This is a genomic window from Marinifilum fragile (assembly GCF_963677365.1).
Classification (GTDB): domain Bacteria; phylum Bacteroidota; class Bacteroidia; order Bacteroidales; family Marinifilaceae; genus Marinifilum; species Marinifilum fragile.
This window is the reverse complement of the sequence record NZ_OY781962.1, coordinates 2,516,339-2,528,553: the sequence shown is the minus strand read 5'-3', so window position 1 is coordinate 2,528,553 and position 12,215 is coordinate 2,516,339. Positions and strand designations below refer to the sequence as shown.

General features: G+C 36.1%; 9 protein-coding genes. 6 read left to right on the top strand and 3 right to left on the bottom strand.

The window, feature by feature from the left end; translation table 11 throughout:
* The first annotated feature begins 25 nt into the window (after window positions 1–25).
* From ACKPCA_RS10035 to ACKPCA_RS10025, 3 genes are read left to right on the top strand one after another with little or no spacing between them, the layout of a single operon-like run.
* A complete protein-coding gene (locus ACKPCA_RS10035) occupies window positions 26–2,434 on the top strand; it encodes a glycoside hydrolase family 31 protein (RefSeq protein WP_321278936.1) in 2,409 nt (802 codons plus the stop codon).
* Window positions 2,434–4,086: an alpha-amylase family glycosyl hydrolase gene (locus tag ACKPCA_RS10030; protein WP_321278935.1), complete on the top strand. Its 1,653-nt coding sequence runs from the start codon at window positions 2,434–2,436 to the stop codon at window positions 4,084–4,086. The genes ACKPCA_RS10035 and ACKPCA_RS10030 overlap by 1 nt, the downstream gene beginning before the upstream one ends.
* 34 nt (window positions 4,087–4,120) lie before the next feature.
* Window positions 4,121–5,497: an alpha-amylase family glycosyl hydrolase gene (locus ACKPCA_RS10025; RefSeq protein WP_321278933.1), complete on the top strand. Its 1,377-nt coding sequence runs from the start codon at window positions 4,121–4,123 to the stop codon at window positions 5,495–5,497.
* 67 nt (window positions 5,498–5,564) lie between these two features.
* On the opposite strand, the gene ACKPCA_RS10020 is transcribed toward ACKPCA_RS10025, so the two are convergent.
* On the bottom strand, window positions 5,565–6,290 hold the full coding sequence (locus tag ACKPCA_RS10020) for a LytR/AlgR family response regulator transcription factor (RefSeq protein ID WP_321278932.1): 726 nt from the start codon (window positions 6,288–6,290) through the stop codon (window positions 5,565–5,567).
* On the bottom strand, window positions 6,287–7,351 hold the full coding sequence (locus tag ACKPCA_RS10015) for a sensor histidine kinase (protein ID WP_321278931.1): 1,065 nt from the start codon (window positions 7,349–7,351) through the stop codon (window positions 6,287–6,289). Before ACKPCA_RS10015 ends, ACKPCA_RS10020 begins: the two co-directional genes overlap by 4 nt.
* Before the next feature lie 281 nt (window positions 7,352–7,632).
* Between ACKPCA_RS10015 and ACKPCA_RS10010 the strand changes: the two genes are divergently transcribed.
* Window positions 7,633–9,483 carry a glycoside hydrolase family 13 protein gene (locus tag ACKPCA_RS10010; protein ID WP_321278930.1) on the top strand — a complete coding sequence of 617 codons (1,851 nt, stop codon included), beginning with the start codon at window positions 7,633–7,635 and terminating at the stop codon, window positions 9,481–9,483.
* A gap of 62 nt (window positions 9,484–9,545) precedes the next feature.
* Here the strand turns inward: ACKPCA_RS10010 and ACKPCA_RS10005 are convergent, their stop codons facing one another.
* Window positions 9,546–10,334 (bottom strand): SPFH domain-containing protein, encoded by a 789-nt coding sequence (locus ACKPCA_RS10005; RefSeq protein WP_321278929.1) that lies wholly within the window; start codon window positions 10,332–10,334, stop codon window positions 9,546–9,548.
* 540 nt (window positions 10,335–10,874) lie between these two features.
* Here ACKPCA_RS10005 and ACKPCA_RS10000 point away from each other — a divergent pair.
* Window positions 10,875–11,252: a nuclear transport factor 2 family protein gene (locus tag ACKPCA_RS10000; protein WP_321278928.1), complete on the top strand. Its 378-nt coding sequence runs from the start codon at window positions 10,875–10,877 to the stop codon at window positions 11,250–11,252.
* A 170-nt stretch (window positions 11,253–11,422) separates the two neighbouring features.
* Complete coding sequence (locus tag ACKPCA_RS09995; RefSeq protein ID WP_321278927.1) at window positions 11,423–12,163, top strand: hypothetical protein; 741 nt, start codon at window positions 11,423–11,425, stop codon at window positions 12,161–12,163.
* The last annotated feature ends 52 nt before the right edge of the window (window positions 12,164–12,215 follow it).

Genomic DNA, 12,215 nt, shown 5'->3' with positions numbered 1-12,215 from the left:
GCTTGAGGGCATTTTGAGAAAGAGTATGAGATTATTACAAGGTTTAAGATTGAGATTATTCGTTTTTATTGCATTAATTGCAATATCAACAACTGTTTTTGCGCAAAATAGTGCGAGAGAATTTCTTTCATCTCAATTAAGGGGAAAGGTTTTAGAAATAAAAACCAATGATGGTAGATATGAAATTCAATTTTACAATGAGAACATTGTAGAAACTGCATTTATACCGAGTGGTGAAAAGAAAGGTATTTCACATGCTGTTGTGATGAATCCTAAAGTGGATGATCTAAGCCTTGTACAGAAAAATGGGATTATTGCATACATGTCAAAAGGACTTGTGGTGGAGGTATCAAAGTCACCATTTTCAATTCAATATTTGTATAAAGGGAAGAATCTGATATCGGAAAAAGAAGGATATACCAAAACTGACAGTACCGAAAATATTGACTTTAATCTAGAAAAAGAGGAAGTTTTGTTTGGAGGTGGAGCTCGTGTTTTGGGTATGAACCGTAGAGGAAATCGTCTTCAGTTATACAACCGAGCGCATTATGGATATGGTACGCATTCAGAATTGATGAATTATACCATGCCAGTGGTTATTTCATCCAAGAAATATGCAATACATTTCGACAATGCTCCAATTGGATTTTTGGATTTGGATAGTCAAAAGAACAATACACTTCGTTACGAAACCATTAGCGGTAGAAAGGTATATCAAGTTGTTGCTACTGATACCTGGGAAGATTTTACTTACCAGTTCACAGAACTTACCTGTCGTCAGCCAATGTTGCCACGTTGGGCATTTGGGAACTTTTCGAGTCGATTTGGATATCACTCACAAAGAGAAACAGTGGAAACCATTGATCATTTCTTGAAAGATTCGATTCCGGTTGATGCCATTATTTTGGATTTGTATTGGTTTGGAAAAACCGTTAAGGATGAGATGGGAAATCTTGCATTTGATAGAGATTCATTTCCAAACCCTGAGAAAATGATTTCTGATTTGAATGACAGAGGTGTTAAAACAATTCTGATTACAGAGCCATTTATTTTGACTTCTTCGGATCGTTGGGACGAGGCAGTTCGTGAAGGAGTTTTAGGTTTGGATTCATTGGGAAATCCATATAGATATGATTTCTTCTTTGGAAATACAGGCTTGGTGGATGTATTTAAACCCAAAGCAATTGATTGGTTCTGGGATATCTACAAAGGATTGGCCAATAAAGGTGTTGCCGGTTGGTGGGGAGATCTTGGGGAACCTGAAGTCCATCCATCAGAATTGTTGCATGTAAATGGTACAGCTGATGAGGTTCACAATATCTATGGACATTATTGGGCCAAATTGGTTTACGAAGGATATAAAAAAGATTTTCCGGAGCAGAGACCATTCATTTTAATGCGTGCCGGTGCGGTAGGTTCTCAGCGATATGGTATGGTACCATGGACTGGTGATGTTAGCAGAAGCTGGGATGGCTTAAAACCACAAACCGAAATTTCGTTACAAATGGGCTTGCAGGGTATTTCATACATGCACTCTGATTTGGGAGGATTTGCAGGAGCTAATCTTGATGATGAATTGTACACCCGTTGGTTGCAATATGGTGTGTTTCAGCCAATATTCCGTCCACATGCTCAGGAGGATGTAGCTTCGGAACCAGTATTTAGAGAGCCAACGACCAAAGCTTTGGCGAAAAAATCGATTGAGTTAAGATATAAATTGATGCCATACATTTATACCATGGCTTTTGAAAACCATCGAACAGGTTTGCCATTAATGCGACCATTGTTCTTCGAGGAAGAAGACAATCAGGATTTGCTACACATTTCGGATACCTATTTGTGGGGTGATGCATTTTTGGTATCAACAGTAACAGATCCTGGACTGAAAAATAAAGAGGTGTATATGCCTAAAAATTCGGTTTGGTTCGATTTTGTTACCGATAAAAAGTACGATGGAGGTAAAGCTTATACCATCAAAACCCAAAAAGAAAGCATTCCTGTTTTTGTTCGTGGAGGATCATTTGTTCCTATGGTTCAAGGCATGAAGAATACCATTGGCTACTCTCTTAAAAATATGGATTTGCACTATTATCACGCTGCATCGGTTAATGAAAGTGAAGGCAAATTATACAACGATGATGGAGAAACTCCAGCTGCTTACGAAAAAGGTGAATATGAAATGTTAAGATTTAATTCAACTTACAAATCGGGCAAACTAAGCATTAATTTGATTAGTGAAACAGGAGATCATTATAAAGCCATTGATAAAAAGATTTCTCATATCATTCACAATATTGAGAAACAACCGAAGAAAGTAAGCATTAATGGCAAAAGAGTTGATTTCACTTGGGATGAGAAATCAAATACACTTGGCTTTTCAGGAGTGCTTAAAGCAGAAAAAAATCAAACCATTACAATAAAATTAGCTAAATAATGAAGATGAAACTATTCAGCATTTTTGCAAGTGTGCTAGTATTGTTATCAGCCTGTGCTAAAGTTGATAAGAAAGTAGAAAAGAAAGATACACCATTTGTATGGGAGGGAGCTAATCTTTATTTCTTGTTGACCGATCGTTTTAACAATGGAACTACAGAGAACGATGTGAATTTTGAAAGAAATTTGCCAACTGGAAAACTACGTGGCTTTGAAGGTGGTGACCTTAAGGGAATCACTCAAAAAATTAAAGAAGGATATTTTACCGATTTAGGAATCAACGCCATTTGGTTTACTCCGGTAACTGAGCAAATTCACGGAGCCGTTGATGAAGGAACAGGAAATACATATGGTTTTCATGGCTATTGGGCCAAAGACTGGACAGCTTTGGATCCAAACTTTGGAAATATGGAAGATCTAAAAGAATTGGTTGAAACGGCTCATGCCAATGGAATTCGCGTGGTTATGGATGCTGTGATCAATCATACAGGTCCAGTTACCGAGAAAGATCCTGTTTGGGAAAGCGATTGGGTAAGAACAAGTCCGCAATGTACTTACGATAGCTACAAAAATACCATTGAGTGTACATTGGTAAAAAATCTTCCTGATGTAAAAACGGAAAGTAATAAAGAAGTAGGCATTCCCGAAACTTTGGCTCAAAAATGGAAAGCTGAAGGAAGATATGAACAAGAAGTAAAGGAGTTGGATGAGTTTTTTGCTCGTACAGGATATCCGCGTACGCCAAAGAACTATATCATCAAATGGTTGTGCGATTACATCGTAGAATTTGGGATTGATGGTTATCGTGTGGATACAGTAAAACATACCGAAGAATCGGTTTGGGCTGATTTTCGCAAAGAGTGTGAATATGCATTCGAACTTTATAAGAAGAACAATCCTGACAAGGTGTTGGATGATAATGAATTCTATACAGTAGGAGAGGTTTACAATTACAACATCAGCAATAAGTTTGCTTTTGATTTTGGTGATAAGAAAGTGAACTATTTTGCCAATGGTTTTACCGATTTGATCAATTTTGAGTTCAAGTATAATGCTCAATCAACCTACGAAGAATTATTCTCCATGTATTCTGATATCCTTAATGGTGATTTAAAAGGATATGGTGTATTGAACTACTTGACATCTCATGATGATGGTTCTCCATTTGATCAGAAAAGAGAAAGAACTTTCGAATCTGCTACCAAGCTTTTGTTGTCACCAGGTACATCCCAGGTTTATTATGGTGATGAATCAGCCAGACCTTTGTTGGTTGAAGGAGCAGTGGGTGATGCCAATTTGAGATCGTTGATGAATTGGGATGAAATCGAAAATAATGCTGAAACGCAAGCGATTTTAAGTCACTGGCAAAAGCTGGGACAGTTCCGTGCGAATCATCCTGCTGTTGGAGCTGGTGTTCATAAAATGATTTCAGAAAACCCATATGTGTTCCGCAGATCATTCGAAAAAGGAGAATATCAAGATCAGGTGTTTGTTGCTTTGGATTTGGATAAGGGATTAAAAGAAATTTCGATTGCTGAATTGGAAGATGGAACAAAGTTAAGAGATGCATACTCTGGTAAGGAAACAGAGGTTAAGAATGGAAAAGTAAGCATTGATACTGAGTTTGATATTTTATTATTAGAGTTGATTTAGAAAAAACATCATACTAACTAATCAAATTATTGAAATGAGAAGAGTATTTCAAACAGTTTTAAGTCTATTGTTGGTTGCAGGAACTTTGGCTTCATGCCAGAATAAACCTGCATCAAATAAAGTAGCAGAGGAAAAGAAGGCGGAAAAGCCTGTAGAGTGGAGTAGAAATGCTAATATTTACGAGGTAAACATTCGTCAGTACACTCCAGAAGGAACCATTAATGCTTTTGCTGAGCACATGCCACGATTAAAAGAAATGGGCGTTGATATTCTTTGGTTAATGCCTGTTTATCCTATTTCAGAAAAGAATCGAAAGGGAAGTATGGGGAGCTATTATGCCGTGAAAGATTATCGTGCTGTTAATCCTGAGTTTGGTACAATGGAAGACCTACAGAACCTTGTGAAAAAAGCTCATGATATGGGAATGAAAGTAATTCTTGACTGGGTGGCAAATCATACTGGTTGGGACAATGTAATCATGGAAGAGCATAAAGATTGGTATACTCAGAATGAGAAAGGCGAAATTGTAATTCCTGAAGGAACAGATTGGAGCGATACTGCTGATTTGAACTACGATAATGAAGAAATGCGTAAGTACATGATCGGATCGTTGAAGTTTTGGATTGAAAAAGCAAATGTAGATGGGTTCCGTTGCGATGTTGCAGGTATGGTTCCAACTGAATTTTGGGAAAAAGCACGTGTTGAATTAGATGCTGTTAAGCCTGTGTTTATGCTGGCAGAAGATGGTGGACATGAGCTTTTAGAGAACGCATTTGATATGGGTTATGGATGGGAATTCCACCATATTATGAATGAAGTTGCCAAAGGTGAAAAGACTGCCAATGATATGGAAGCATACTTCCACAAAATTGATACTGTATTTCCTGCAGACTCTTATATCATGAACTTTACTACCAACCATGATGAAAACTCGTGGAATGGTACTACTGAAGAGAGAATGGGAGAAGGTGCTAAAACTTTTGCAGTTTTGACCTTTACAATGCCAGGTATGCCATTAATTTACAGTGGTCAGGAAGCTGGTTTGAACAAGCGATTGAAATTCTTCGAGAAAGATGAGATCGATTGGTCTAATCTTGAAATGACAGAATTCTACAAAGAATTAATTGCTTTAAAGAAAAACAATAAAGCACTTCAGAATGGAGTGAAAGGTGGCAAATTGGTGCGTATTCCATCGGATCAGAACGAGAAGATTTTTGCTTTCTCACGCGAAGCTGAAGGAAACAAAGTTGTTGTGATTTTGAACCTAAGCAAGGAAGCTACAAAAGCTACTCTTGAAATGGGCGAAAATGCTGGAAACTATGCTTCTAACAAGGATGGTAGCAAGCACGATTTGGCTGCTAAACTTGAGGTTGAATTGAAACCTTGGGAATACAAAGTATATGTGAAGTAAAATAGTTTTCCGAATTTCGGAAACCGATATCCCAATGATAGCCGCTCTTTTTAGGGCGGCTTTCTTTTTATAAAATTGATTTTTGTTCAAGTACACTAATTACCATGCTCTTGTAATTGCGACCAATTGGAATCAGTTTGTTGGCTATTTCGATGTTGCTGGAGGTGTAGCTTTGAATTTTATTTATTGAAGCGATAAATGAGCGGTGTATTCTTAGGAAGGATGATTCCGGAAGCTTTTCCTCGATATTGCTTATGGTATTTAGTGTTACAATTTCTTGTCCATTTTCCATGTAAATGGAAACATAGTTACGCAAACTTTCGATGTATTGTATTTCGTGCAAAAAGACTTTTACCATTCTCTTCTCAGATTTGACAAAAATAAATGGCTGTTCCGACGATATTTCTTCTTTTTTTTCTGGAATTTGAAACTGTGGTTGATTGATCTTAAAATATCGGTTTATGGCTTTAATAAAACGACCAAAAGGGATCGGTTTAATCAAATAATCCAGCGCTTCCAGCTCATAACTTTCCAATGCAAATTCCGAATAGGCAGTTGTGAAAATTACACTTGGAGGATTGGATAGGTTTCTTAACAATTGAATACCTGTTAAACCAGGCATTTGAATGTCTAGAAATAATAAGTCGATTTGTTTTGAATTTAAAATAGATAAAGCTTCTACCGCACTCTTACATTTTCCTTCCAATTGTAAATAATCTATTCTATTGATGTATTCTTCAATCACATCAATAGCCAAGTCTTCATCATCAACAATTAAACACTTTATCTTCATCGCAATTTTAAATTTAAGAGCACCGAATACGAATCTTCATTTGCTGTAATCTTCAAATCGTGATTCTCGGGATAGATTAAAGATAGCCTCCTTTTTACATTTTGCAAGCCAATTCCTCCAATTATAGATTCTTGGTCGGAGCCAGATTGAGGAATGCTATTTTCAATATTTAGTTTCAACTCATTGTTCTTTATTCCTAAATCTATGGTAATCCAAGCATTTCCATCGAAACCTTTTGTGCTGTGCTTAAAACTATTTTCAATAAATGGAAGGATAATCATTGGAGCAATTTGGTTTAAACCAATATCTCCCCAAATGTTAAAACTGAGATCAATTCTATCGCCATATCGTATTTTTTCAAGCTCTAGGTAACTTTTGATGCTGTCAACTTCTTTCTGAAGATCAACGCTTTTTGAGTTGGTCTCATACAGCATATATCGCAGCAGTTCCGATAGTTTTAGGATTACATCCAAAGATTGATCAGACTTCTTTAAAATTAAAGAATATAAGCTATTTAAAGTATTAAAAAGAAAATGGGGTTGAACCTGATTTTTCAGGAACACCAATTCTGCTTCAAGCTTTTCCCGTACAAGAAGCTGTTCGTTTTGCTGAACTTTATTAACATGATCTACCAGTTTTAGAATAAATGGAATGGCCATTACCGTTCCCAGGTTAATCGAGCTACGCATAATCTGTACATAGCTAAATATTGGCTGCACTTCAAACTCTTTCAAATAGTATTTCAGAATGATGTAGTTGTCTGTAAATCGCTGTGTAAACGAAACGATGATAAGGGAAATTCCAAATAGCAAGATGAACTTGCCAATTTTTCTTTTGTACAGAAATTTTGGGAACAGGAAATAAATCACCCAATACACCAATGCAATTTTTGCAGGAAGATTTATTAGTTCAACCATCATTGTTTTCTTGAAATTCATGTCGTAGCTTCCCCAGGTAACCGCGAAGAAGAGCAGGTAGAATATCCAGTAACTAATGTGTTGAACCCATTTGTTATTTAGGATTTTAGCAAAATTATTTTTCTCTGAACTTATGATTTGCATATTGAGTTTTTGCGTATGGATATCAATTCAATGCTATTTTACCGTATTTTTAATTACAAAGCAAGTTTGAATCTGTTTTGCTTGGTTTTTCTGGACTAAATACAATTTAAGAAGATGAAACAGTCGAAATTTCAGGACAAATTACAATCTGTTTCTATTTAGGCATTCCATCCATTTAGAAATGTATTCTGTTAAAATAAGTTGTTAAATTATAGATACTTCCATTACTTAGGGCTTGAGTTGGGAAAATACCAACAACTAAGTAATTCAAAACTTATAATATGAAACGTTTATTATTGGCATTAATTACGGTTTTGTTTTTAGGAAACATCACTGCCTCTGCAAAAAATAAGATTGATCATTTGGAACCTGCATTCTGGTGGGTTGGAATGAAAAATACTCACTTACAATTATTGGTGCATGGCGAGAACATCTCAGACTTAAAACCAGAATTGAATTATGATGGAGTAAGTATTGAAAAAGTAAGTCGAGTATCAAATCCAAATTATTTGTTTGTTGATTTATTAATTGATAAAAAGACAAAGGCTGGTGAATTTGATATTCTTTTTAAGAAAAGAAAGAAGACTGCAATTACATACAAGTATAAACTTTTAAAAAGAGAAGAGGGCTCAGCACAAAGAATTGGATTTACTCCAAAAGATGTGATGTACCTAATTACTCCGGATCGCTTTGTCAATGGTAATCCTGATAATGATAACGTGAAGGGCTTAAGTGAGCAAGCTGATAGAAGTAATTCCAATGGTCGCCATGGTGGTGATATTCAAGGAATGATCAATAGTCTTGATTATATATCAGATATGGGGTTTACTGCCATATGGGTGAATCCTTTGTTAGAAAATGACCAGGATAAATATTCCTACCATGGATATTCAACAACCGATTACTACAAAATTGATGGACGATATGGATCGAATGAGGAATATCAGAAGCTATCTCGTTTGGCCAAGGAAAAAGGCGTTGGCTTAATTATGGATGTGATACTAAACCATTGCGGATCGGAGCATTGGTGGATGAAAGATATGCCATCAGAAGATTGGATAAACAATAAGGGAGAGTTTATGCAGTGTACTCATAAGCGATCAACAATACAGGATACTTATGCATCTAAAGAGGATTTGAAACAATTTTCCGATGGTTGGTTTGTAAAAACAATGCCTGACTTGAATCAAAGAAATGAGTTCATGGCAACTTACCTAATCCAGAACGCAATTTGGTGGATAGAATATGCGGGCCTTTCGGGAATTCGTGTTGATACTTACCCATATTCAGATGCAGCATTTTTAGCAGAATGGACCGGAAGAGTAATGGAAGAATATCCTAATTTCAATATTGTTGGCGAGGAATGGAGTACGAACCCTGCGATTGTATCCTATTGGCAAAAGGGAAAAGTAAATCACGATGGTTATAGATCGAATTTACCAAGTTTAATGGACTTTCCTTTGCAAAATGCAATGGTAGAAGCATTGACCAAAGAAGAAACCTGGGGTACGGGTTGGATCAAGCTATATGAAATGTTGGCCAATGACTTCCTGTATGCTGATCCGGGTAATTTGGTGATTTTTCCGGATAATCATGATATGGCTCGAATTTTTGATCAAGTAGACAGAGATTACGATTTGTATAAAATGGCAATGGTATATACACTTACCATGCGTGGAATTCCTCAAATTTATTATGGAACGGAAATTTTAGCCAAGAGCGATGCAGGAGGTGATCACGGAAAGCTACGAACTGATTTTCCAGGTGGATGGAAAGGCGATAAAGTAAATGCATTTACTGGCGAAGGTTTGAGTGCTCAAGAGAAGGATGCGCAGAACTTCATGAGAAAACTGATGAATTGGAGAAAAACAAGTGATGTAATTCACAAGGGTAAATTAATGCACTATGCTCCAGATCTTGGCATTTACTCTTATTTCAGATTCACTGATGAGGGAAAAGTAATGGTGATTTTGAACAAGAACAAAGAAGCTGTTCAAATAGAAACAGACAGATATCATGAAATGTTGATTGGCAACGAAACAGGAAAAGATGTCATTTCCGGTAAAAGCTATCCTTTGAATGGAAGTATTGAGGTTCCGGCACGATCGGCCTTAATTTTAGAGATAAATTAGAAATAGAAGTTAGAATGGAAGAATCCCCTGGTAATTTTACCAGGGGATTCTCTCTTATGCCTTTATTTCTTATCCTTTTTACTTTTGTTTTTTTCCTCCTTCGAATCAATTTTTAGCTCTTTGGTATTCCTTGGCAATACCTCTTCAGGGAATGGGAACAGAATGGTTGAGTTTTTCTCGGATGCAATATTTGCCAAGGTTTGATACAACCTCAATTTAATGGCAGATGGTGATTTGTCAATCATTTTACCTGCAGATAGTAGGTTTGCTGCAGCTTCTTCTTCAGCCAAAGCAAGAATGACACGGGCACGGCGCGAACGTTCTGCTTCGGCCTGGTTGGCCATCATACGGCGCATGTTCTCCGGCAACTGAATGTCTTTAATTTTTACATCAATAATAACGATTCCCCATTCCTGGGTTTCCTTTTCAACAATGGTTTTGATGTTTTTACCCATCTCTTCCCGTTTCGAAAGAATGGTGTCTAGCTCAACTTTTCCGCAAACATCTCGCAAAGCAGCCTGAGCCAATTGCATAATGGCAAATTTGTATTCCTCCACTTCCAAAACTGCCTTCTCGGGATCATCAATTTTAAAGAAAACCACCCCATCAATGCTACAAGGAACGTTATCTTCTGTCATTACTTCTTGCGAATCGATATTAATGGTGATCACTCGAATGTCAACAATATTCACGGTTTCTACAATGGGAATAATCCAGCGGAATCCTGGATTTAGGATTTTAATGTACTTTCCGAATCGGAATTTTAAGGCTCTTTTGTATTCGAAAATAATTCTGATGCCTGCAAAAAAGAATACTACAACTGCCGAAAATAAAATAAGAAAGATATCCATGAGAAATGTTTTTAAAGTTGAAATGGGTGAGAAGAAGTAAGTTTCAGAAGTACTCTAAAGAATAGTATTATTCAATGATGATCGGCGTTTATTAAATTTACGAAATAATACTGATTAGCATTTAAGACTATTTATGATTTTTAGTGGATAGCTCTAAATTACCTATAGCTTGTAAGGTGAGTTATAAATGAAACCTACTTTGTTCGAGATGGCTTTGTGGGCATTGAAAGGTCAAGCTGCTTAAACACAGAAAACTTTCTAGTAAGACGGGGAAGCTTCGAAGAATTGAGAAGATCGCCTCGCCGCACTTAAAGGTTTCACGTATAAGTGGTTTGAGCTTACACGCCCTAGATTCTTGGCTTACTTTCTCATCGATGGAGAAAGTAAGAGCCATGCGGCTTGAGCAAAGCAAAAAGATAGGATGATTCTTGAAAATTACGTGGTATAACTTATTACGAAAGTTTAAGAGAATCATAAGTTACATTTGGTAAGCAGTTTTTTGTTTCGTAGATTCAACTTAAATTATTGTAATGCAGTACCATGAAAAACCTACAAAAAGTAATAGAAAATTACATTCAGGCCTATAATCAGTTCGATATTGAAGGAATGCTTACAGATTTGCACGAAGATGTAGTTTTTGAGAACATTTCAGAGGGGATTTTGACTTTGCGAACAGAAGGAATCGATGAATTTCACACTCAGGCTGAAGAAGCCATGAATTGTTTTAGCCAGCGAGAGCAAATTATCAGGAATTGGGACATTCAACTGGATAAAGTGGTAATAGATATTGATTATAAGGCCATTTTGGCCACCGATCTCCCCAGCGGAATGAAACAAGGTGATATCCTACAGATCTCAGGGCAATCTGAGTTTGTTTTTGAAGAGGATAAAATAATCCGGATTGTAGATAGAGCATAAAATGGCTCATGCTAATTAATAATCGGTGTTTTTCTTTTGTTATGGGTGTTTGTTTTGTAGATTTGATAGGCAAACAATTGTTATTGTTTTTATCACACCATATTGGAGGGATAAGAACAATATTGATGTTATACACAAGTTAGCTGTAACTGAATGACACATCCGTACAAATGACAAAACTGATTACAGTATATAGTTCAAATATCCCGATAGATTGTCATATCTTGAAAGGAAGGTTGGAAACGGAAGGAATTTCCAGCTATATCTATGATGAAAATTTGATATGGGTGCATCCATTTAAAGCAGTTGCAATTGGAGGAGTCAAACTAAAAGTGCCTTCAGATAAATTTTTACATTGCCAAAAGATTATTGACCTGACATCGCAAGGCAAACTATTTGATGATACTGGGGAATATCACATTGCAGAAATTCTAAACAATGAGATAAACAGACAAAATGAAATACTTTCGATTAAAAGCAAAATAAGGAATGATTCGTCATTGATAGATAAAATAACTTTTAATGACAGCAAATTAATAGAACAAATAGATACTCAGGAATTATTGAAAAATGAAAGAGATTTTCTGGAACTTTCAAATAAGAAATTTGAATTCACATGGAAACAATTCTTTTATGAACTGTTCGATTTCGACAGGAGTGTATTTAAATACTTCAGGACAAAGCCAGTAGAATACTATATTGAGAAAGAGATTGTTGAAAATTATATAAATCAAAAGGAATCTAAACGGATTGCAAATTGTCCAAATTGTGGTTCTGATAATACTTCATTTGGTCATGCTATTGATTTTAAATGGGATATTCTATATTTGATACTTTCTTTATTGATAGCACCATTATTTCCGATTAGGAAAAAAAATCATTGTTTTGATTGTGGTAATGATTTTAAGTGAAATAGAAAAACGGCAACAGCTAACAATGTATAAAATAATAGCCGATATAGTA